General features: G+C 63.5%; 17 protein-coding genes and 1 pseudogene. 10 read left to right on the plus strand and 8 right to left on the minus strand.

The window, feature by feature from the left end; all coding sequences use genetic code 11:
• Window positions 1-93: 93 nt before the first annotated feature.
• Complete coding sequence (locus ACFWU5_RS10730) at window positions 94-486, plus strand: hypothetical protein (RefSeq protein WP_379266952.1); 393 nt, start codon at window positions 94-96, stop codon at window positions 484-486.
• Window positions 487-552: 66 nt separating this feature from the next.
• On the opposite strand, the gene ACFWU5_RS10735 is transcribed toward ACFWU5_RS10730, so the two are convergent.
• Entirely contained in the window at window positions 553-1,095 is a 543-nt protein-coding gene (locus ACFWU5_RS10735) for a macro domain-containing protein (RefSeq protein ID WP_379266953.1), read from the minus strand.
• A gap of 202 nt (window positions 1,096-1,297) precedes the next feature.
• On the opposite strand from ACFWU5_RS10735, the gene ACFWU5_RS10740 reads away from it, so the two are divergent.
• The 5 genes from ACFWU5_RS10740 to ACFWU5_RS10760 all read left to right on the plus strand — a co-directional run bounded on the left by ACFWU5_RS10740 (window position 1,298) and on the right by ACFWU5_RS10760 (window position 5,377).
• Window positions 1,298-1,831, plus strand: a complete 534-nt coding sequence (locus ACFWU5_RS10740) for a helix-turn-helix domain-containing protein (RefSeq protein WP_379266954.1) — start codon at window positions 1,298-1,300, stop codon at window positions 1,829-1,831.
• Window positions 1,832-1,844: 13 nt separating this feature from the next.
• A complete protein-coding gene (locus ACFWU5_RS10745) occupies window positions 1,845-2,420 on the plus strand; it encodes a PIN domain-containing protein (RefSeq protein ID WP_379266955.1) in 576 nt (191 codons plus the stop codon).
• 230 nt (window positions 2,421-2,650) lie between these two features.
• Complete coding sequence (locus tag ACFWU5_RS10750; protein WP_379266956.1) at window positions 2,651-3,448, plus strand: inositol monophosphatase family protein; 798 nt, start codon at window positions 2,651-2,653, stop codon at window positions 3,446-3,448.
• A gap of 358 nt (window positions 3,449-3,806) precedes the next feature.
• Window positions 3,807-4,340 (plus strand): hypothetical protein, encoded by a 534-nt coding sequence (locus ACFWU5_RS10755; RefSeq protein WP_379266957.1) that lies wholly within the window; start codon window positions 3,807-3,809, stop codon window positions 4,338-4,340.
• Between the two features lie 416 nt (window positions 4,341-4,756).
• Complete coding sequence (locus ACFWU5_RS10760; RefSeq protein WP_379266958.1) at window positions 4,757-5,377, plus strand: hypothetical protein; 621 nt, start codon at window positions 4,757-4,759, stop codon at window positions 5,375-5,377.
• A 29-nt stretch (window positions 5,378-5,406) separates the two neighbouring features.
• On the opposite strand, the gene ACFWU5_RS10765 is transcribed toward ACFWU5_RS10760, so the two are convergent.
• The 4 genes and pseudogenes from ACFWU5_RS10765 to ACFWU5_RS10780 all read right to left on the minus strand — a co-directional run bounded on the left by ACFWU5_RS10765 (window position 5,407) and on the right by ACFWU5_RS10780 (window position 11,323).
• A complete protein-coding gene (locus tag ACFWU5_RS10765) occupies window positions 5,407-6,249 on the minus strand; it encodes a hypothetical protein (protein ID WP_379267085.1) in 843 nt (280 codons plus the stop codon).
• Between the two features lie 90 nt (window positions 6,250-6,339).
• Window positions 6,340-6,492: pseudogene (locus ACFWU5_RS10770) on the minus strand (DUF4236 domain-containing protein); the annotation flags it as partial.
• 45 nt (window positions 6,493-6,537) lie between these two features.
• A complete protein-coding gene (locus ACFWU5_RS10775) occupies window positions 6,538-6,996 on the minus strand; it encodes an SHOCT domain-containing protein (protein WP_379266959.1) in 459 nt (152 codons plus the stop codon).
• A 73-nt stretch (window positions 6,997-7,069) separates the two neighbouring features.
• On the minus strand, window positions 7,070-11,323 hold the full coding sequence (locus ACFWU5_RS10780; RefSeq protein ID WP_379266960.1) for an Eco57I restriction-modification methylase domain-containing protein: 4,254 nt from the start codon (window positions 11,321-11,323) through the stop codon (window positions 7,070-7,072).
• Window positions 11,324-11,354: 31 nt separating this feature from the next.
• Between ACFWU5_RS10780 and ACFWU5_RS10785 the strand changes: the two genes are divergently transcribed.
• Window positions 11,355-11,621 carry a hypothetical protein gene (locus ACFWU5_RS10785; RefSeq protein WP_379266961.1) on the plus strand — a complete coding sequence of 89 codons (267 nt, stop codon included), beginning with the start codon at window positions 11,355-11,357 and terminating at the stop codon, window positions 11,619-11,621.
• 52 nt (window positions 11,622-11,673) lie between these two features.
• Here ACFWU5_RS10785 and ACFWU5_RS10790 read toward each other — a convergent pair whose 3' ends face one another.
• Window positions 11,674-14,550 carry a helicase-related protein gene (locus ACFWU5_RS10790; RefSeq protein ID WP_379266962.1) on the minus strand — a complete coding sequence of 959 codons (2,877 nt, stop codon included), beginning with the start codon at window positions 14,548-14,550 and terminating at the stop codon, window positions 11,674-11,676.
• 270 nt (window positions 14,551-14,820) lie between these two features.
• Here ACFWU5_RS10790 and ACFWU5_RS10795 point away from each other — a divergent pair, with 270 nt between their 5' ends.
• Together ACFWU5_RS10795 and ACFWU5_RS10800 are read left to right on the plus strand one after the other, a co-directional pair.
• Complete coding sequence (locus ACFWU5_RS10795) at window positions 14,821-15,528, plus strand: hypothetical protein (protein ID WP_379266963.1); 708 nt, start codon at window positions 14,821-14,823, stop codon at window positions 15,526-15,528.
• Between the two features lie 3 nt (window positions 15,529-15,531).
• Window positions 15,532-16,932 carry a serine/threonine-protein kinase gene (locus ACFWU5_RS10800; RefSeq protein ID WP_379266964.1) on the plus strand — a complete coding sequence of 467 codons (1,401 nt, stop codon included), beginning with the start codon at window positions 15,532-15,534 and terminating at the stop codon, window positions 16,930-16,932.
• A gap of 25 nt (window positions 16,933-16,957) precedes the next feature.
• On the opposite strand, the gene ACFWU5_RS10805 is transcribed toward ACFWU5_RS10800, so the two are convergent.
• Window positions 16,958-19,759 carry a DEAD/DEAH box helicase gene (locus tag ACFWU5_RS10805; RefSeq protein WP_379266966.1) on the minus strand — a complete coding sequence of 934 codons (2,802 nt, stop codon included), beginning with the start codon at window positions 19,757-19,759 and terminating at the stop codon, window positions 16,958-16,960.
• 195 nt (window positions 19,760-19,954) lie between these two features.
• Window positions 19,955-20,722, minus strand: a complete 768-nt coding sequence (locus ACFWU5_RS10810; RefSeq protein WP_379266967.1) for a hypothetical protein — start codon at window positions 20,720-20,722, stop codon at window positions 19,955-19,957.
• Window positions 20,723-21,282: 560 nt separating this feature from the next.
• Here ACFWU5_RS10810 and ACFWU5_RS10815 point away from each other — a divergent pair.
• Window positions 21,283-21,738, plus strand: coding sequence for a hypothetical protein (locus tag ACFWU5_RS10815; RefSeq protein ID WP_379266968.1), 456 nt, complete (start codon window positions 21,283-21,285; stop codon window positions 21,736-21,738).
• The last annotated feature ends 32 nt before the right edge of the window (window positions 21,739-21,770 follow it).

Raw genomic sequence — 21,770 nt, forward strand, 5'->3', positions numbered from 1 at the left:
GAGGCGACAGAGCTTCAAACGTTTACCTGCACAGCCCCACACCCGCGAACTCTGCAAGGGCGGCGTCTGGCGCATTTGAGACCGTGGGAGTGGGTGCCGCAGAGCATCATTCGGCAAAGCGCCCAGAACCTCAAGGCAGGCAACCTACTCGTTGTTGGGAGGAGAGCAGACACCGGCGTCATTGTCGCGGCAGCGCATCTGACATTCGACGAATCCCTGCCGACGATGTTTGTTGCCCACATCGCTGCCATCGGCGTTTGCACATCTGCCCGCGGGCAAGGTGGGAAAGTTGCCGATCGAGCCCTCGGTGAGACGTGTGCGGCCGTCTCGGTACGGGCGAGCGAATGCGGGGCCGAGTCGGTGCAGGTGACGGCGAATATCCACATCCAGAATTACCCCAGCCAGCTCCTGTTCGAGCGTGCCGCGTTCGAGCCATTCTCGTTGCCGCGGGGCGAGTACCAGAAGTGGATACGCATCCTCCCCTAATCGGGCACCGCAACAGCTTTAGATCATCGAGAGCGGCGGCGGCCCAATAGTCCTGGCGGGGCATCCTCATGCCGGTGGTGGATACAGCTGAATATCGACCAACGTGGACAACGGCGCCAGCGTCTGATGGATCAGCGGCTCTACGCTTGCCCAGTCGAGGCCGCCATACCCGCAGCCGAGTGCCGGGATGGCCACGGATCGGATCTCGTTCTCTTCGATGGTTTGGGCCAAAGCTGGAAGGCCTGCAGCCACGTGGGCCAGGCTGCTGGGGGAGCGCCAGTGCCGTTTTGTCGGGAAGTTGATGATGAACCGTGGACCGCTCGTGGCGCCCGTCGCCCACACGCGCATCGCACCGATCTGAACTTCGCCTGCCCGTGCGGCTCGGGCGTACTCCCGAAACATCGCCGGGTAGGCCTGTTTGAACTGCAGCGCGATCCCTTTGCCCATCACGCCGACGGTGTTGACGGCGTTGACGAGTGCTTCGACGTCGGCGGCGAGAAGGTCGCCCGATTGTTCACGGATCATGGCGACACCGTGCGATCCCGTGACGAACGATGCAATTCGGTGTTCACGACAGTCCTCTCCAAGTCGGTGCTGGCTGACGAGCAAGCTACAGATCGGCACCGACAATGCCCTGGAACCAGCAGCGCGTGATGGCTGAGCTGCCCGTTTGCGCCGCCGTCAGGGTTGTGACGCGCAGAGACAGACTCCGGCTCTCCTGGACATGGGAGTAGTTAGAGAGTTACGATTGAAACGTTCCGAAACATCGTTCGAAACGTTCGAAAGATGGCAGTTGAGGAGGTGGGTTGTGGTGACCGTGTCAGCGTTGGAAGAGAAGACCTTCATCCCTGTAGACAACGGCGACAGCCTCGCGCCCGTGCTGAGCTTTTTGGCTGCTCATGAGCTCAGGGACTCCTCGTCGAAGGCCAATCCCAGCTATGCGCTGGTAGGCGTTGCGGAACATGACCGGATCGAGCTTCCCTGGGAAGTCCATCAGGCTTTGAAGCAAGTTGTCCTGGCAATGTTGGCAGGCAAGGCTGTGACTGTCGCGCCGCACAGCATGACGCTGACCTCACAGCAAGCAGCCGACCTACTCGGCGTCAGTCGGCCGACAGTGATCCGCCTCATCGACAAGAACGAGTTGCCAGCCGAACGGGTCGGCACTCGCCATAGGCTGCGCCTGGACGACGTACTCGACTACCGGGAGGCGCGCCGAGTGCGCCAGTACGATGCGTTGGCGGCCACCGAAGTCGAGATCGATGCCGAGGACGATCCAGAACAGGTGCGCGAGCAGTTGCGTGAAGTCCGGCGCATGGTCGCCGCACGTCGAAAGTCCAAGGGCTGAAACAATAGTCGGCATGTTTGCCGTCGTCCTGGACACCTGCGTTCTATGGCCAAGCCTCCAACGAGACTTCCTGCTCTCGTTGGCTGTTGAGGGGCTGTATCGGCCTTTGTGGTCAGACCGGATCCTCGAGGAGCTGGAGTTCCACGAGGCCCGCAAGCTGGTCACCCGGTACGGCACAGACCAGCGCGACGCGGAGTCCAGGGCTCAACGACTGACGCGGCAAATGCGGAACGCGTTCGACGATGCCCTCGTGGAGGGGTGGGAACCCCACGAGGGCACGTTCGGGCTGCCGGACCCCGATGATGAACACGTGGTCGCCGCCGCCGTAGTTGGCGGGGCGGGGGCGATCGTGACCGACAACGTCAAAGACTTCCCAGTCGTCGGAGTGCCAAGGCACATCCAGATACTGCGGCCCGCGGAGTTCGCGGCGGACGCCGTGGCGGTATCGCCTGACACGGCGCTACAGGCCGTAGGGGAGTTGCTCAAACGACGGCAGAGTCCGCCGCAGACTCTGGACGAAGTGCTGCAAAGGCTGCTTGAAACCTATGGGATGGACGAGGCTGTTGGGCTGATGCGTGGCGCGATCTGAGTGACCGCGTTGGCGGGCAACGAAACAGCGCGGGTGCTCGGACCGACCCCGGCCGACCAGGAATTCTTGGTCGGGGTTCTGCTGAGGTGCAGCAATTCTCGACTGGCAAGGCTCGCGGTGGCGGGCCCGAATCGGTCACCACGTATGCGACCAGAAGCGAGCTGCTCCGCAATTTCCCACCTTCAGCGGAGTGTTCGAAACCTTGTGGGCCAGCGGAGCGGAGCCGGTTGATGATCGTCGATAGTGTGGATGTCCTCGCCCTCGCGCGAGATGCTGCGGCGGTGGGTGCCGACATGTTGGCCTCCGCTCGACCCGCCACCGTGCGGCTGAAGGGCGACCGTGACTACGTCACCGATCTGGACCTCGAGATCGAACGCACGGTCCGGGAGTATCTCGCCGCTGCGACGCCGGACTTTTCGTTTCTCGGTGAGGAAAGCGCAGGCCACGACGTCGGTGGCGAGTATCGGTGGGTGTTGGACCCCATCGACGGCACGTCGAACTTTGTCCACGGAATCCCTTTGTGCGCGGTGTCATTGGCGTTGTTGCGGGGTGACACGACTGTCGTTGCGGCGATCGTGGCACCGTTTCTCGGCCAGGCGTTCCATGCGAGTCGTGGGGGCGGATCGTATGCGAACGACGAGCAGATCTTTGCGAGCGGCGTCCGGCAGATCTCATCCGCGATGGTGTCGATCGGTGACTACGCGGTCGGTCCAGATGCGCCGGGCAAGAATGTCGAACGGCTCAAAGTGACTGCGGCGCTTGCAGGTCAGGCTGAGCGCGTTCGAATGCTCGGCGCGGCATCGCTTGATCTCGCATGGTTGGCTCAGGGGCGGACTGATGGCTGTGTGATCCTGGCTAACAAGCCGTGGGATACGGCAGCGGGGGTTCTCTTGGCGCGGGAAGCGGGCGCCGTGATCAACGATGCACTGGGCGATCCGCACAGCCTGTCAGCCGCTACGACAGTCGGGAGCGCGAGCATTGAACTTGCCCAGTCGATGGTCGATCTACTTATCGCGTCATGGACGTAACTATTGAAGCTGTGTGACCGCTGTCGAGCAGTTGCTGCTCCTTTGGCTGAGCGTCGATCCGGTCCTGACCGCCGACTGGGCTCAGTGTTTCTCGACGCCTGTCGCTGAATCGCTGACACGATCGGGTACGTTCCCTTCAATGAGGGAGTATCCCGCAACCACTGTCACGCTGACCTGTCGATGGGACCGTACTCGATACGAGTTGCTGGACAAGCGTTCCGTAGTCCTCAAAGCGATCGATGACGCTGGACTGTTGAGTGGGTTCCGACCACTCGGATCGACTGGACTTCGGGTTGACCTCGGCGGATGGGGTCAAGCTCAGATCGATCTCGAGGGGATTTCGATCTATGCCTTCACCATGGACGAAACGCAGCCAGCGGCCCGCCCCAGCGTGGAACACGTGGCTGTCACCGTCGCGTCGTTACTCGGCGTCGAGACCATCGCGGTGGGGACCGCGTTCCAGCACGTCGTCGGTTGGGATATCGACGAGTCCGAGCAGTCGATCGAGGACCTGGCGATCAGCGCCCACCTGCGTGGCTCCCAAGCGATGATCTCCCGCGCAGCCGAATTGGGTGTGTCCGACTTCGCCTTGCTGATCGACGGCGTTGCCGATGGTGGTTGGACCTACCAAGCTGAGATCGGCGTGATCACCGAGGCCGAGGTTCACCCCCGGTTGACCCGATCAGTGGGCCGAAGTGTCGCCTACGCACCATTCGAACTCACCGTTGAGTCATCGTTGCCGAGCTATCCCGCGGTCGGAACCTTCGTGGACTCGTATTGGGTCAACACTGATCCCTGGATCCCGCTGGAGAACGCAACCGACCAGGTGACCGCCACCAGCTGCCAAGCTAGCAAGCTCGCTGAGAAGATCCATCACACTCTCCACAGCTGAATGTGACATAGATCACATATGCGGCGGGGTGGTGTCTATATGTGGGCAGATCGCGGCTACGCTGGCATTCTCGAGACTGAGGCTTTGATCAAGACGTCATTGGCCCACTGAACGACGAGGTTGATGTCATGACTACCGCTGGCCTTCTGCCCAGGACGCCGACTCGGTCCTCGCATGCCGACGACGAGTACGTCGAGGTGCGTCGTCCCGCCCCCCGAATGTGCGGGAATCTGGAAACCGCCCGACGTCGAGCCGCATACGAAGCGATCCGGCAAGCTCAGCGTTCACAGCCCCTCTATCATCCCGATCAAGACGACTTGGTCGGTCGTAGCCGATCCGAGCGATCGACGACGCGCTACGTTGAAGCTGCTGCTGGCTCTGTTCGTCCTCGGCGGCCGTAGCGGTAAAGTCGGTGGGTGCCGCTTCCTCAATACGATGTCCACGGTGCGGTTTTCGACGCCAACGTCTGTATCGATATGGCCGTGTGTTTGGGGGAGCCGGCGACCTGGGAGCGATTTGATGCTGTCGGAACAGAACTCTGGCAAAAGCGACGAGCCTGCAGCCTCAGCCGACCGTTCGTGGACCGGCGTGTCGACAGTTTGCTGTCGATGTGGCATGCCAAGGACGGCATGTTCGCGGGCAAGGATCCGCTGAAGGTCTTCACCAGCAACCACGTCGATAACCTTGTCATCGACAAGCTGCAGTCAGCCTACGGCTGGAATCGCGACGCGGCGATGGACGTCGTCTACGACGTGGTTCATGAGCTCGTCTTCGAGCGAACGTCGGGTGCCACCTTTGGCGACCACCCCAACTTCAGCAACTTCCATCCGCCGCTGGACTGGGAGGACGGGCGGGTCTATCAGCTGAGCTGCGGCATCGGCGACGACTGCCACCGTAAGTACTGCGTAACCAACGACAAGGAGTTCCGGCTCGCGCCACTTGGCGGGAGCGCGGAGGTATTGTATCCGCACGAGTGGATGTACCGAGTTCGACAGGCTCGCACGGCATTTCGGCCCGTTCCGCCACCCGCTCGTTGAGCCGACTCCGGGCGGAATCACGACGGACGTCAAGGTCTCATGTCACCTGAGATCTGAGGCAGGTTCGGGGGGTGCTGCAGGGCGGAAGTCGCGCGATCGAACGAGTTGGCTCTGGAGAATTGAAGTTCCCAGTTCAGCCCGCTGTTGCTCGCCAGTCGTACGTTTCCGTACTGCATGACTGGAAGCATTCTGTTGTTCTTGAATCGGCGGTCGGGGCCACCTTTCACGTTGGCGAACCGCCAGGTCGTGTCTACTCGGATGCCATCCGCTGGTACGGCATCCGATTCGATGAACCGGCGAGTGGACGACTGGACCCAGAGCATTCCGTAGCTGACATCGCTGTAGTGCTTGCCGGTGCGGACGAGCAGGCGGTCGGGGAGGAAGTGGAGAGCGTCTGCTCCGCTGGCAATGGTCGGGACGGCGACGTTGGTGACCAGGTGTTTCGGGTGGTCGAAACTCACTGTCACCGGGGTTCGGTCGAGCAGGCCGGTGGCGTTGCCGTTGATCTTGCGCTGATGAACCGTGGCCAGCCCTCCTTGCGCATTGACTCGCCACTTTCCTTGCGACGCCGCGTATTCCATCAACGCCTCGTTGAGCGCACCGAACCATGCCGCGGGTTGATCGGTGACGTCGTAGAAAACAACGACGCTGCGCTTGGCCTGGTCGTGCAGGGCCAGCCACCAGACCAGCGGAACCGCGAGAATCAAGATCAACAGGCCGAACGGCAGAGTTGCGAGGACGAGTACGCCGAGGAGGCCGCCGATCCACGGGGCTGTTCGGCCTTTGCCAGCGGCAGAGTTGAGCTGGTCGATCAGGTCGCCCGGCCCGGTGGGCAGAAGCTGGGTGGCGTCCGCGCCGGTGAGGTCGGCCATGGGAATAGGAGTTGGGCTCGGTCGGTGGGAGGCGGTTCGTTGGATCGTATTCGGTGGGCGCGCACCGCCCAGCGACGCGCGGTAGTACACCCCGTGCGCGCCTGCGTGTACATAGTTTCCGCGTGGTCCGGTGCCGACTCTGAATCCAGGAACTCCGGCGCTGATGCCGAGACCTGACCGGGACAGATTGAACCGGAACGGCCCGGCGTTGAGCGACTGTCGAACATAGAAGCCCATGTTCATCTCCTGTCCGAGTCGGGTGGTGGCGAGCGCTCGTGGCTCGTTGGCTCAGCCGAGAAGTCGTGCCTTCTGCGTTTCGAACTCAGCAGGGGTGAGGACCCCGGCATCGCGGAGCTGGGCGAGCTTCATCAGTTCATCCGCTATCGAGGCTGTTCCCATCGGCTGCGGGCTCTGGGATACGGGTGCCTGTGATCGCGGCCCGCCGAAGTCTCGGTGGGAGTGGAACCAATCCTCGATCTTCTGAGCCGTGCCGTGATTGATGGCGACTTCGGCGAGGGTGGTGCCAGACCCTTGCACGGAAAGTACCTGTTGGAGCGATGAAGCCTTCAGCCGCTTCTTGTCGTCGCGCGTCACCTGGCGCACCGAGAACCCCACGACATCTCGCATGCGAACCCTGAACGCGGGCAGGAACTTTCCCGTCGCCCGGTACTCGACGCTTCCATCAGGGTATTCGATCAAGCTTCCGTGGCCGACGCCGAGGCCATGGGAGGTTGGGCTTTCTGACATGGTGAAGATCCCTTCTTGTTTTTGTGGGCGGGGGCCCATTGACGGTGATTCTCCTGGGGTGCAGCCCGGTCGCCTATATGGCTTGCGCCTCGGCGAGGCGGGAAAAGTGTTCATGGGAGAGGCGCATGTCGCGTTCGCGGTCGACGCCAGTGAACGGTGCTACATAGGTGATTCCGTCGACGGTTAGGTCGGCGGGAGACAGTGTTCCCTTTTTGCGGTATTCGGTGGCTAGTTTGGTGGGGAGTTGGCGGCCGGTGGTGTCGTAGAGGGCTTCGCGTTCGTATTTTTGGAGGACGGGGAATTGGGTGCGGTAGATGGTTAGGAGTTCTTCGGCGGTGATGTTGAGCATTACGGCTACGATGGCGTCGATTTCGATTAGGGCTTGGCGGCGGTCGGCGTCGATTCGCAAGGGGGCATCCAACGACCAAACTGGTTCTGGATCGCCGAGTGAATCCGTACGTGTGTAGCCAGGCCTCATGCCGGGTACCCATGTACTCGAAGTCCAACTTGAATCATGTAGTTCGTTCCACATCGGGCCGTATGCGCCGACAAGGCAATTTAGGCGTAGGACACGAAGTAGAAGTTCCTGCTCAAGGGTGCTTCCCTTCACCAGGGGAAGTGATCCGATGAGACCGATGGTCAGATTGGCAACGCCGGTCAGCTTTACTAGAAAGTCGCTAAGAATTGATGCTGTGAATCCGGCCGCTAGCGCTATGTCACGAAGGCTGTCGAAAGTTAGAGAAAACAATCCTTCGATATGTGTAGGTCCGGGTGGAATAATCGCTGAGTGGAGGGTTCGGACTGTTGCCGGATCGGCCATCCGACGCCACGCTAGTCTAAAGGATGAAGAACTGGACTTGCCATCCCAATGAGGATATGCAGTCTGAAATTCGGGCAATGGTCGGGAGAGCTGATAATTGGTTCGGGGTATGAAATCGGCCGTAATTGTGGTGAGGTCGACCGCCGAATAGTCTTTCATGCTCCGCATAGTCGGGTTGCCCTGCTGGTAGATCGGGCAGGCAACCGTGATGTGAGGACCTTGCAGGATAGTCTCTGCGAGGGTCGTTGGTACCGCAGATCTGGATTCAAAATAGCCGAGTTTGCGCCCGCCTGGTTCACTCCATCCCACAGTCCAGTTGAACGGCACCGCAGCGATCCTGGGCGCGACTGCGATCCTGTCGAGGACGGCCGCGCTCGCCCGGTTCACCGGGTACAGCATTCGAGCTTCCGCGGCAGGGGTACCAGGTTCGTCGATCAGTGTTGCCCAGCCCGCAAGGTCGGATTCGGAGATGTCGAGGATACGTTCGGCATGGGGTCGGACATCCCATCTCCCGTCAGGATCTTTGACCCCCGGAACGATGGTAGAGGTGTCGTGACCTGAGCGTCGTGCTTGGAGGGACCGTGTGGCGACGTCGGGGTGGTAAAGTGCCGAGCTTTGCAGGAAGCTTATGGGTGAGTCGGGCCCGTAGACGTGGATGCCGTATTGGATACCGTTATCAATCTCATTGAATAGCTTCAATGCGTTGCGGAATTGCCAGTGGCGCCTGAGACGTCGGTAGGTGGCGCGGCGGAGATTCTGAGCGCGGGCTTCGGTGAAGTGGCTCTCGGGGTGAATCAGCGAGGTGATTCCGTGGGGCGATGCAGAGCGCCAGGTGCGTTCCATAAAGCAGCGGTACAGATCCGGCTGCAATCCAGCGAGGACCGGCCGATCAATTGCTGAGCGGACATGCTGGTTCTGTCCAGCCTGCGCTGCACGTTCGTCGAGAAACATCGTACGCACATCCGGAACTGATAGCGCCCACGTGGATTTTGCCTTCTTCTCGCTCTCGGCGGGTTTGTGGGACAGTTGCCACCACGGGTCGAATTCGGCCAATACCCCGGCCTCGTCCCAGTCGGGACGTACCCAGGGTGGGTTACCAACCTGCAAGTCGAACCCGCCGCCCACGAACAGCGGAGCAAAATCGAGCTCCCAGTGGTGGAACCCCTGCGTGTCGGCAATGCTGGAAGCGATGTTCAGCCAGGGGAACTCGTTGGCAGCTATTTCGGCGGACTTGGCCTGGGCGAAGACTCGGTCGTTATCTTCGGCGACGTCAAGTTCGGACCAGTCCAGGTCGGAGGCGAAGCTGGTTTGGCCGTACTTTTCGTACTTGCCCGCCTTGGCGGTAGTGCCGAGGATAGCTTCGAGGCCGCCGACCCACTGGTCCCAGTCTGGTGCGGCGATGTCGCCGGTGACTGGCCACGACCAGAGTGCGCACCAGGCGTCCATTACACGACGCAACCGCTGGTAGGGGCCGTTCTCGTCGTTCAGCATCGCTTCGATCTGTTCGCGGGTGACCGCGGGGACATGGTCGATGGGTTCGCTACGCCACAGGTGGAGGTCACGGCGGATTTCGGACTCGGCGATGGTCAGGCGGCGGAGGGTGAACTCCCACAAGGTTTCCACGCGCTGGGCGAGGGAGGCGAGGCGTTTGGTGATGTCTTTGGAGGGAGACTTGCGGATTTCGTTGCGCCAGAGGCGGAGTTCTTCGCGCTGGTCGGGGGCGTATGTTTTGGCTTCGGCGGTCTCGACTATTGCGCCCCAGCCTTCGGCGGGGAGGAGGAAGTGGTGGATGCCTGCGCCGATTTGGGTGCCGAGGGGGACGTCCTTGGGGACGGTTTTGAGCCAGGCTTTTTTGGTGAGGTCGGTGGGGGTGTAGACCGCTCGGCGGGCGCCGATCAGGGAGTTGCCTCGGCGGAGGTGGAGGCCGAACCAGGGGGCTTGTAGGCCGGCGACCATGGTGTCGAGCCAGAGGGAGATTTCGGCTAGTTCGACGGCTGTTGCGTTGAGGTCGACGCCGTAGACCTGGTGAATGGCGATGTGGGCCTTCACCTTTTGGAGTTCGATCGTGTACTGGTCGGCGTCGATCAGTTCGCCCAGGTCTTCTTGTTTGCGCTTCAAGTACTCGGCGGCGAGCTGGCGGACTGCTTCGATCGCGAATGCACCGGAGCCGAGGGCGGGTTCGCAGATGGTGAGGGAGAGGATTTCTTCGGGGGTGGTGCGGTGGTCGTCTTGGTCGAGGAGTTCCTCGAGGGCTTGGGAGACGACGAACTTTGTCAGGACTTCGGGGGTGTAGTACGAGGCGGACTGTTGGCGTTCGCGGCCGGCGAGGCGGAAGACGAAGGTGCCCTTGGGGTGGAGGACGGGCTTCTTTTCGCCGGTGGTGGGGTCTTCGGTGCGGACGAAGTCGGATTCGGAGAGGTGGTCGGCTCGGTGTACCGGGACCACCCAGGAACCCTTCTCGGGGTTGCCGTCTTTGGCTACTTCGTAGAGATCTTCTTCGGCGAAGAAGCCGGTGTAGGACATCAGGCCCTCGTAGACCGCGCCTAGTTGGTTGATGCCCAGTTCGGCGTAGCTGATGAAGCCGCGGTCGGCGCCCTTGCGGGACTTGGATTCCTTGGTCAGCAGCAGGTGGGCGAGGACCTGTTGGGTGGCTTCGTTGCCGAGGCCTACCTCGTCGATCAGCGCGGTTGCCTTGGGAGAGAACAGGTCTGCGCGCAAACGGTTGAATTCGAGGCCGGGGGCGGGATCATCGGTGACGTTCTCGCGCACGGTCGGGGTATGGCCGTTTTCCACCAACCAGAATAGTTTTGCCAGGGACTCGTAGAGGTGAGTGCCGGTGCGGGCGTGGGGGGAGACGAGTTCGGTGAGGGTCAGTTCGCGGAGGCGGTCCAGTCCGTAGCCCTCTTCGTATTCGGCTGTGCCGGTGGGCAGGACCTGCATTTCGGGGGAGGCTTCGGCGTAGAGCAGGAACAGGATTCGGTACAGGAAGCGCAGGGAGTGCTTGGCGAGTTCGTTGCCGTCGATGTTGTCCATCGGGAGGTCGGCCTCGCGGCGGCGGCGCACGACCTCGTTGGCGATGATTTCGATGGAGAGGCGGATGCCTTCGCGGAGGTCCTTGGAGACGCCGACGGTGTGTTTCACCGAGTCTTCGAGCACGCCGGTCCACCAGATGTTGCCGTCGGCGTCGGGCTTCAACGCCTGATGGCCGAAGATGGCTGCGGCGCGGTCGATTTCGCCGCCGCGGGCGTCGTGGCGGCGTTCGGCTACGACCAGCAGGTCCATTGCGAGGTAGCGGCCTTCGGCCCAGCGTTCGGCTTCGGCGAGCACGAGCCAACGGCCCCCTTGGACCACGACGAATGCCGGTGGGGTGTCGGAGCGGAAGGCGGCGGAGACTGCCTTGGACGCTGATTCGAGCGGCTTGTTGTCCTCGACGGCGGGCGTGATCAGGGTGCCGGTGCCGAGGAAGTCTTCGATCGACTCGACGGGGTTCGCTTGCAGGAACAGCACATTCGGGGTTCCGGCGAGGGCGGCGTCGGGGATGAGCAGTTCGGAGCCGGCGCGTTCGGCGGTGAAAGGGGTCAGTTCGCCGTCGAAGCCGAACGTGGTGCGCACGGCCGCATGGGCTTTGGGTGCGGCCTCGGGGTTTTCGGCCAGGGCACCCAACGCGGTGTGGAGCTCACCGGCGGCGGACAGCAACGAGCTGCGGACAGTCTTGCGGCCTTCCTTGGCCTCGGCGTCCCACGCCTTGCGCAGCTCCATGACCTTGCCGTGGAACGACTCCTTCACCGAATCGGTGGTGAAGTAATGCTCCGAGATCCAATCCTCGCCGACGACGATGGAATCGAAAGAGGCCATGATTACTGGTCCTTTCCGGGGACGATCACCAGCAGGGGGCGCACCAATTGCTGGGTGGGGGCGAGGGATTCGGCGAGGCGTTGTTCTTCGGCGATCCGTTGGGCGTACTTGTCGACCTTCTTGCGCTGGGTGCCGAACAGCTCGAGTTGGTCGGCGCCGGAATGCCAACGGTTGGCGCGTTGGCGCCACTGGTCCAGGCGTTCGGTGGCGGCGCGTTCCTGGTGGTCGAGCACGAGTTTCATCGACTGGGTGGCTTTGTCCACCGCGATGGGGATCAGCTGTTGGAAGCGGTCCGGATCGGGGATCGGGCCGGGATTGGCGGTGTTGGGCTTCAAACCTGTTCGGGTGAGCAGGAAGTCGAGGTTCTCCAGCGGGCTGGGCAGCGCGAAGTGAGGGCGCTCGGGGTCGGGGAACTCGACGGTGGAGAACACGCGGGATACGAGCTGGCCGCGGCGGTTCATCAGGGTGCCCATCAACACGACGGTGACCGCGTCGACCTCGCCGCGGATGGCGAAGATCTGGTTGCGGCCCAGAGCCGACAGTGCGCGGTCGCTGGCCCAGTCGAGGACAGGGTGCAGGGGGCCGAGGTAGTGGGCTTCGGGCCAGGTGGTGTCGTTGATGCCTTTGCCCTGGCGGGCGGCCATGAGTTGGGTGTTGCCGACCTGGGTGGAGGTGGCGAGCTTGAGGCGCTTGTCGATCTGGCCTTTGTCGCGATAGTTCTGGGGGAGCTGGGCCAGGCGTTGCTGCAGGTCCTTGGGCGGAATGAGCTCGGCGATACCGTGATTGGCGTGCACCGTCCAGCCGACGCCGCCTTTGTCGGGGGAGGCGTGGGGGACGTCTTTGAAGGAGGCGCGCAGGGCTTCGTCGAGGTAGCTGATGTCGTCGGGGTACAGGCTCTGGCGGGGTAGCTCGGGCAGCGCGGGGGTGAAATCCTGGTCGAGTTGGGCGAAGAAGGAATCGAGATCGTCGCCGTCGAGGACGTCTTCGACCGTCTTGACCTGGGTGTCGAGGTCGGCCTTGCGAGCCAGGACGTCGCGGATCGCTGACTCTTCGTCGCTCACACTGTGTTTGCCCATCAGCGACGCGACATCGCCGAGGGTGGTGTGGGCCTGGTTCTCACGCTCGAGCAGGCGCGACAGCACGCGCAGGTCACCGGAGAACTCGGGGTCCGACGGTTCCAGGATGAGCGAGGAGATCACCGGCGGGAACTTTTGGCCGTAGCGGTCGACGCGGCCGTTGCGCTGTTCGATGCGGATCAGCGACCACGGGATGTCGTAGTGGATCAAGTGGTGGCACTGGGCGTGCAGGTTCACACCCTCCGACGCCACGTCGCCGGTGACCAGGACTCGGATGGGGGAGGTCTCGAGTTTGAAGCTCTCGACGATCGCCTGCTGCTCCACGTCCGACAGGCCGCCGTGCAGCATAGCGATGTTCTCCGGCTTCAAGCCCAGCGCGGCGGGCAGCACATCGGTGAGCCATTTCAGGGTGGCCACGCGTTCGGCGAACACGACCGCGCGCATCGACGACTTCGGGCCGACGCCGATCTTGCGCAGGCGATCGGCCAGGGCCGCTTGCTTACCGGCCGACTCAGTGAACGCCTTGTCGTTGAGGTCGCCGAGGGTGGTCAGTGCGGCGTACTCGGTGCGCTCTTCGGGGGTGTTGAGACCTGCCTTGCGCAACTTTTCGCTGCGCTGGTTGATCGACTCACGCAGGGCCGCCGGCGAGGAAAGGAATGCCTTGGCCAGGGTCCAGGGGAACAGGCCCTTCGTCTCACCCGAATACGGTGAGCTGCCGACCTGGGGGTGCAGCCATACCTGGGAGAGTTCTTGGGCGACAGCATCTTCGGCGGCCGACGGTGTCACGGGGATGTGCACCGGCTCGGCACGTTCGGCCCAGTCGCTGCCGACCTCGGCCGCTACTTCCTCGTGGTGACGGTGGCGGCGGATCAGCAGGCTCTGCACATCCTCTTTGGTGAACGAGCCGTCGGCGGCCACCGCGGTGGGGTCGAGCAGGCGCAGCAGTTCGGCGAACGATTCCTCGCGGCCGTTGTGCGGGGTGGCCGAGGCGAGGATCAGGGCCTCGGTGTTGGGGGCGAGCACGCGGGCGAGCTCGTTGTTCTGGGTGCCGACATTGGTGAGGTTGTGCGACTCGTCGATGACCACCGCGTCCCAGTGCTGGCGTTCCAGATGGGCCTTGTAGCGGGGGCTTTTGAGGGTGTCGATGGAGATGATCGCGCGCTTGTAATAGGTGAACGGGTTGCGGGTGGCCGGCAGTTTCTGGCGGACCTTCTGGATGCCGGTCGAGTCCAGGCGCACGAACGGCAGGGCGAAGCGGCACCACAGTTCGTGCTGCATCTGCTCGAGGACGTGCTTGGGGGTGACGATCAGGATGCGCTCACCCCGGCCACGGCGCACCAGCTCGGACAGGATCATGCCGATCTCGAGGGTCTTGCCGAGACCGACCGCGTCGGCGAGCAGGATGCGGGGGCGAATATGCTGGGGGTCAAGGGCTTTGGCGACGGCGGCGCGCTGGTAGCCCAGCGAATCGGCGAGCATACGGGTGGACACGGTGAGGGTTTGGTCGCCGTAGGGGAAGGGGGTTTTGCGCAGCAGCGCTTCGAGCCACAGGCGGGAATTGCGGTAGCCCGACGAGCCGTCGGGGACGACGTGGGCTTTCGCGGGGTCGAGGACCTGGATTTTGTCGAGGCTGTCGTAGAAGGTGGCGGTGGTGTCGGCGACCAGTTCGGACAGGCCGCGCACGCGCACGAGCCAGCCGTCGGAGCCCTGTTCTGCCGAGGTGACCAGCCACTCCTCGTCACGGACCACGACGATCGAGCCGGGGGCGACGTTGAGCGGGCGGGGCTCGACGGCATGGGTCATCAGGGGTACTCCTGGTGGGTCGGCGGTAAGAGGGTCCAATTTAGTACCCGTTTGGGAGCAATTCGTCGTTCTGCATGTTTAGAACGGTGCGCGACCGTGGTTCGTTGATGTTGTCGCCAACAGTATAGGCAAGTGAAAACTATGTCAACGGATGGGTCTGGTGTTCGATTTGGACACAGGAGCCTCGAGCTCGGGGCAGTCGGAGCCAGCGTGCCCTTGTTACGGTTCCATGATGTAGTTGCGGCACAACGACAGCGGAGGTGGCCGATCATGGCACAGGGTTCGGCGCAGGTGCCGACGCAGCACGGCGGCGATGATCGTCGGATTGCCGACGACTACGCGGCCGCCCGTGCGGCGGTACTCGCCGACCGGCCGGCGGAACCTCCGACACTGTGTCAGGGCACCGCGAGCGCGCAAACGGTATCGCTGGGGGAGCTGGTCGGAGCCGGAGCACTGACGGTGCGCGAATCGCCGCCGACGGTCGCCGATAACACCGGCGGCGCGCAGATGTTGTGTGCCAAGGATGTTCGCGTCGGGCGCGGGCCGAGCAAGACCGGCGATGCCGCGGCGCCGGGCGCGGTGGTGTCCGAGCCCGGTGACGTTCTGGTGGTGGTGTCGGGTGGGCCGGCTGTCGTGCGGGTCAGTGTCGAGTCGGTTTTGCTCGGGCCCGGAATCGTCGTGCTTCGCGGAAAGCCCGCGGTGATCGATCCGGACTTCCTGGCCGGCGTGCTGCGCGCCGCGTCCGACGACGCCGACGGCAAGATGCTCGACCTGTATCCGGTGCTGTTTCCCCGCGTTCCGATCGCACAGCAGCGGCGGCGAGGAGCGGCCGTCGCCGAACTGATCGAGTTCGAACAGATCTGGCGTCGCCAACGCATCGCGGTCGAACAGGTGGTGCGGCAGGGATTGGCCGGGCTCGTGTCCGGTCGCTTGGATACACCGCACGGCGACGGCGCTGCCGTGCCGGGGCGGAGCTGACCGGTGCCGCCGAAGATCGTCGCGCAGCGGTACGAACTGATCGAGCTCATCGGCCGCGGCGGAATGGGCAAGGTGTTTCGCGGGTTCGACCGCCAGCTCAAGCGTCGCGTCGCCGTGAAGTTGATCCACGCCCACCTCGCCGACGACCCGGCCTGGGGTAGTCGATTCACCCGCGAAGCCGAACTGATGGCGCGGATGAGTCATCCAGGGATGCCGACCGTCTACGACGCGGGCATCGACGCCGAAGAACAGCCCTACCTGGTCATGGAGTACATCGACGGCGTGACGCTGGACAGCGTGCTGGCCACCTACGGTCGGTTGTCGGTGGGCGCGGTCGCGTGCATCGGTGCCCAGGCCGCGGCCGTGCTCGCAGAAGCCCACGGGCACAGCATCTTTCACCGCGATCTCAAACCGTCGAACCTGATGCTGTGCTCGGACGGCACGGTCCGGGTACTCGACTTCGGCATCGCCATCGCCCTCGACTCCGCAGGCCCGCGGCTGACCAGGCCCGGAGACGGGATCGGGACACCGGAATACATGGCTCCCGAACAGGTGAACGTGCAGGAAGTGGTACCGCAAACCGATCTGTACGCGCTCGGATTGGTGCTGTTCGAACTGCTCAGCGGTGAACGTGCCATCGGGGGTGCCTCGCTGGTGGACACGATGATGAACCAGAACGGCCTGATTCCACCGCCGCTGGACCAGGTACGCGCCGACGTTCCCGAGGAACTGTCGGTGCTGATCGCGACGATGCTCGCCAAAGACCACCGGCACCGTCCCGCCGACGCGACCGCGGTACACACCGTGCTGGTGCGCTACATCGGAGCGCTCGACGACCTGCTCGACTGCCCGAACCCGGGCAGTCCCGCACGGATGTACGCGACCGCGCTCGGCGGATCGTCGGGAATCAACGAACACAGCGACTCGCCTCCGGGGGGCGGAAGTGCGCCACCCGCAGCCGATTTCACGCGCGGCGACCTCTACCGGGCGTTGCGGCACGCACGCGATCTCGCCGACGAATCGCGGTACGTGCCCGCCATCGGTGAACTCAGGACCGCGCTCGGGGTGGCCTTTCCCCGACTGGGGGCCCGCGATGCCGACGTGATCGATGCGCGGATGCGATTGGCCGACCTGTGCGCGGAATCGGGCGACCACCACCAGGCGAGTTCGCTGTACAGCGACCTGATCGACGACCTGACCGCCGAACGCGGACCCTATGACGACCAGGTGATGCAATGCCAACAGCAGCTCGCGCTCGCCCAGGTCGCGAGCGGACACGTGCGCTCCGCGCTCACCCGGCTGCGGCGGCTGCACGGACAGCTCGCGACCTGGCACGGTGACCAGGATCAGCGGGTGGTGCGGTTGGCTGCGATGATCGACCACATTCGGGCCGCGAATCGCTAGCGAGCACGGTCCGACCGGATCGCAACTAATCACCGCAGGTTATGCAAACGCTGAGCACTCCCGAGCGCGGCCCGCCATTGATCTCTTCCCGCACCCGCAGGCGTCCGCAGGCGCACAGCACCCCATGCTGGCCTGTGCCAGGGGCGTCGCGGACCGAGCGTCGCAGCTGGAGGCGACGTAAGGCGTCAGCGAACGCTGGGTGAACTGTGCGCAGCAGGGTGCCAGGGTTGCTGCCCAGGATGGGGCCGGTAGCTGACCACACCGTGGAATCGGCGATGATGCAGGACTCGCGGACGGGCCGCAGCGGATGAAGCATCGTGTGGTGGTGGCGCAGCGGTGTTTCCACGCGAGGGCCGCTGGTCGGATCATCGGCGCGGTACCAGATCGACACCGTGACCGAATCGGGCAGCGACTGCACGAGTTTCACGATGTCTCCGGTCAGGGCACCGTCGGTGGCGGCGGTGAAGATATCAATCGATTCGGTAGCCGCCGCGATGTCGGCGAGAACCGGTGCGAGGGTGCCTTGGACGGCCGTAGGCCCCTCGAATTCGGCGGCAACGCGCCAATCCTGCACCAGTGCGAAGTCGGCCATGTGCGTGAAGAATCGGCGAACCGGTGTGCCTGCGGGGCAACTGGTGCGTAGGTAGGCCATGTCCGCCAACAGGATTGCTTGTTCACGCGCGCGACTCATCGCGACATTGAGCAGGCGAGCGCCCTCGCTGCCGGTGAAGGTCTCGGTGAACCAGCTATGCGGTTTCAGATTCATGGCGGTGGTGTCGACCACGTCATAGAGCACGATGTCGGTCTCGCCGCCTTGGAAGCGGTGCACGGTCGACGCGAGCCCGACCGGATCGTCGGTAGCGGTCAACGCTTGGAGCAGTCGGGCCTGCGGAGCGAACGGGCTGATCAGGCCGACCGCCGCCGGTACCTGTGCGGTGGTGAGCGGAACATGCAGGATGTTCGCGGCGAGTTGGGCGTGCGCCAGGTTGTATCGGGAGGTGGCCCCTCCCCGTCGGGCGACAGGCGCGGCTAAACCTGCCGTGTCGACGATGACGAGTTGTGGTTGGGAGGAGGCGACGGTGCGGGCAGGTCGGGCGTGCACGCTCGGTGCAGTGCGCAGGTTGATCTCGGGGTAGAAGGCCGTGCCGATCGCATCGCCGATCTGACGTCGCATACGGTGCTGTTGTTGCAGCGCAACGAGATTGCCGGGCAGTCGACCGGTGCGAACGGCATCGGCAACGCCGGACTTCTCGAAAGGGCTTTTGCCCAACCATTCTTTGGCGCCCGCCGTCGTGCACTGCACGATGGGCGAGAGCTGACGGAAATCGCCGGTGATGACTGTGTGACCGGTGCCCGCACCGGCCACAAGCATTGCCAGCGCCGCTGAGACCATGCTCGCTTCATCGATGATGACAGTGTCGAAGTTCTTGGCGTACAGGTCTTTCAAGATGGTTTGGTGGGTGGTGCAGGCAACCAGTCGAGCCTTGCGGATGACCTGGTCACGGACTTCGCCGACGAGTTTGTCCAGCTCGTTCTTGAATTCGGTCAGGTCGGCGATCTTGCGGGTCAACGCGAGCCGGTCGGGGGACTTGGTCTTGGTGGCCACCTCGGCACGCTTGTTCAGATCGGCCAGTTCACCGCGCACTTCCACCAGTCGCTGTGCCGGCGCGGCGCCCTGTGCCGCGGCGATCTCGTCCACGGTCACCGGTGTCGGCCGTCCGAGCAGCACGGGGTCTTCTGTGACACCTACACGCGCGATATCGCCGGTGGTGAACGCGGGGCGGCGCCTGATGAGTGCGTTGAGCGCGACGTCGACGGCCGCGTTGGTCGGTGCGGTCAGCAGCACAGTCTTACCCGCATCGAGCAGTTCGGCCAGCAGCGCTGCGAGCGTGGTGGTCTTGCCTGTGCCGGGCGGACCCCACAGCCAGGTCAGGCGCGGTTGCATACCGTGCGCGACCGCCAGGCACTGCTGATCGTTGAGGCCCGACACCGGAGACGTGGGTGGCAGCGGCAGCGTTTCGCGCAGTCCCACGGAACTGACCGTGGCCAGCGCCGCGGTACTGCAGAAACCGGGGCGGTTCTCGGCCAGCAAGGAAGCGAATGTGTCGCGCTGTCTGGATACCAGCCACGTCAGATCGCAGCGCAGGCGTGCGGTGGTGGGAAAGGTGCTGTCGGCGGGAAGCTGCAAGGTGATCTCAGAACCGAACTGGGTCAGCACTTCCACGGTGATGTCTCCGGTGCCACTACCTATCTCGCTGGGTAGAAGTGAGGCGTTCGACCCTTCACGGATGCTGTCCCCGCTTTGAATCTCGTATCGAACGATCACCCGATGTGCGGATTTCTCGACCAGCTCACCGGCGATCAGCGGTACATCGGCCTGGCTACGCCTGCGGGTGACCTCCGAATGCTCGTCCTGCAGCGCCGCGTAGGCGGCTCGTGCGGTCGCGGGCCAATCGGGATCGACCGGAAACACGGTGACGGCCTCAGCCGGTGCGGGGTCGATCACAGAATCGCGAAGGCGACGTAGCTCCTCGCTGTCGGCGGCCGCAACCGATGGCACCTTGCGCTGTTGCCTCAGGCGGTCGGCCTCGAGCCGTTCCGGCCGCGCCGCCTTCTCCAGACGAACCGTTCCCGGAGCTGACCAGACATCAGCCACCTCGTCATAGGTGGCTACGCCGAACTCCTTGCACTCCAGGAACAATGTGCTCGAATCGGTCCTGATCGCTAGTTCTGCCAGGCTCGCGACCAGCGCGGGGGTTGTCTGCGGGCCACTGTGGAGAACGGCCCGAACCGCTCGCTGCAATCGGTCCGATTTTGCTGTCTTCACACACAACTCCGAGAGAAAAGAACGACTGGAAGTTGATCTTGACAGCAGGAGCGGGATCTCGCTGGCTATCGAGCTCGCCGTTGCGCGTGATGGACGCCGCTGATTTTGGCGGACCGCGCATTTGGCGGACCGCTCAGCGGGAACGGCGATATCCTCACGCCGGCCCGCCGAACGGGGAACCCTACGACGATATCCTCACTCCGATGGGGGCAGGCCGAGCGCGCACAAGGTCGCCAGCGAGTGGAGTTCGTCGCGCAGGACCGGATCCTCGACCTGGGCGATGAGGTTCGTGGCGTAGACGTAGCTGCGATCGAATCGGATCGCCTGATCAACGCGTTCTGCCTGATGAGTAAGGCTCGCACGGGTTCGATTCGCGTGCCGGGTAACCACCGATCCCGCGCCAGTGGAGAACAGGCTGATAGCGGCCATGGCCAGCGAGCTGCCGGGGTTGTCGCTGAACAGGGCCACCATGATGGCGGCGATCGACAGTAGCGCGGCAACTGTCGTGATCGTCATCGCGACGTTGAACGAGCGATTCGCGTGCGCCAGCGTTTGCTGTAGGTACTCGCTGTAGAACTGCTGATCCGGACTTGGCGGATTCTCCGCGTGGCGGTCGAGTGCGCGCGGTCGTCGCGAGAGCTGGGTCATGGCGCGGTGCCACGCGAGCTCCCACGGCCTCGCGTCGTTGACACCGAGTACACCGACAACGGTGAGGAAGTCGTTGTGCGACAACGGTACTAGCCGACCACGCAGCAGCGCCTCGATGTCGGCGAGAGCGACCCCCGAGGCAATGGCGATATCGCCCGGCGGCATCGAGGTGGCGGTGTGCAGCAGTCGGAGCGCGAAAACCAGATCCGAAGGATTCTGCACGCTGTCCAGCGACAGCGAAATCAGTTCGGCGCGCATTGGATCGGAGCACACGTTGGAGAGTGGCAGGGTGGGACCTGCGTCGTCGAGCGGCACTGCGGTGACCTTCCAATCGATCGTGTCGAAGCACGGCCGCGCTGGATATCACCGGTGTTCGATTGATCGAACACACACCGAACCGATATCGTCGACAACGGCAGAGCTCCGCGTGGTGAGCCGGAGATGGGCACGTCGCCGCGGACCGCCGATAGCCGTGTTCCGCCCCCTGCATGGGGCGGAACACGGTGCCGCGTCCACATCGAACCTGTTCGCGGGCAGGGCATTCGGCAGACGCAACGTCGCAATTGGAGACTGTAGCGCCACCGCCGGACAAGATCACGGACCAATAACTTCGGACCAAAAAGTCTGGAATGCTGCGACGTGTCTAGCTATGGCCTCGAGGCGCAGGTCGAGGGTGTGCAGATTGTGAAGGTAGCGGCAATCGAGATCAAAGTTCCCAGTATTGCTGTGATTAACATCACTTCTGATAATAGCGATACTGCGGAGGCTGCGATGCGAGGCACGGCGGCCCGGTGCGGTCATCTGCATGGCACTGGCATGGGACCAGCAAATTGGGCAGCGAGTGATAGTTAACTGTGTCAAGCTAGGCTTGACAGGTGAATTCAGGTAGCGATCGACAGGGCGTGGCAGTGGAATTTCCAGGAGAGGGCGAGATAGCTAGAGCGGCATCGGAACTGAATCTGCTGCTCATCGAGCATTGCGATCGACTGGGAAAGGAACTACTGGACGATAGGTTCAAATTCAGTGGCGACGGCTCGCGCTCGTCAGAAAGGAGACGAAAGTTACAGTTGGAACTGACGAAGCTGCGGATCCGGCGTGCGGCCAACGTCGACCTCGGTGGTGCTGTCACCACGGCGCGGATCGCAGGGGCCACCTGGGAGCAGGTCGGCAAAGCGGTGGGGACGTCACGTCAGGCCGCGTTCGAGCGGTGGGGTAAGGCGGTCAAAGCATTTGAAGACGCTCGCCGGCAGGCGGGCAGGATGTCCGAGGACGTGCTCGACCGGTTCGACCCGGCCGGACGGGTGGCGGATTTCGTCATCGAACCGAAGTAGGTATCCCGGAACGGTCGGTCATGATCGATGAT

The sequence above is a fragment of the Nocardia sp. NPDC058640 genome (assembly GCF_042716995.1).
Lineage (GTDB): Bacteria > Actinomycetota > Actinomycetes > Mycobacteriales > Mycobacteriaceae > Nocardia.

What these genes read in the sequence shown, in the direction of transcription:
- ACFWU5_RS10745 (WP_379266955.1), top strand. Translation starts at nt 1,845, where the DNA reads ATGTTTGCCGTCGTCCTGGACACCTGCGTTCTATGGCCAAGCCTCCAA.
- ACFWU5_RS10750 (WP_379266956.1), top strand. Translation starts at nt 2,651, where the DNA reads ATGATCGTCGATAGTGTGGATGTCCTCGCCCTCGCGCGAGATGCTGCG.
- ACFWU5_RS10755 (WP_379266957.1), top strand. Translation starts at nt 3,807, where the DNA reads ATGGACGAAACGCAGCCAGCGGCCCGCCCCAGCGTGGAACACGTGGCT.
- ACFWU5_RS10765 (WP_379267085.1), bottom strand. Translation starts at nt 6,249, where the DNA reads ATGGCCGACCTCACCGGCGCGGACGCCACCCAGCTTCTGCCCACCGGG.
- ACFWU5_RS10775 (WP_379266959.1), bottom strand. Translation starts at nt 6,996, where the DNA reads ATGTCAGAAAGCCCAACCTCCCATGGCCTCGGCGTCGGCCACGGAAGC.
- ACFWU5_RS10785 (WP_379266961.1), top strand. Translation starts at nt 11,355, where the DNA reads ATGAGCAGTTCGGAGCCGGCGCGTTCGGCGGTGAAAGGGGTCAGTTCG.
- ACFWU5_RS10790 (WP_379266962.1), bottom strand. Translation starts at nt 14,550, where the DNA reads ATGACCCATGCCGTCGAGCCCCGCCCGCTCAACGTCGCCCCCGGCTCG.
- ACFWU5_RS10795 (WP_379266963.1), top strand. Translation starts at nt 14,821, where the DNA reads ATGGCACAGGGTTCGGCGCAGGTGCCGACGCAGCACGGCGGCGATGAT.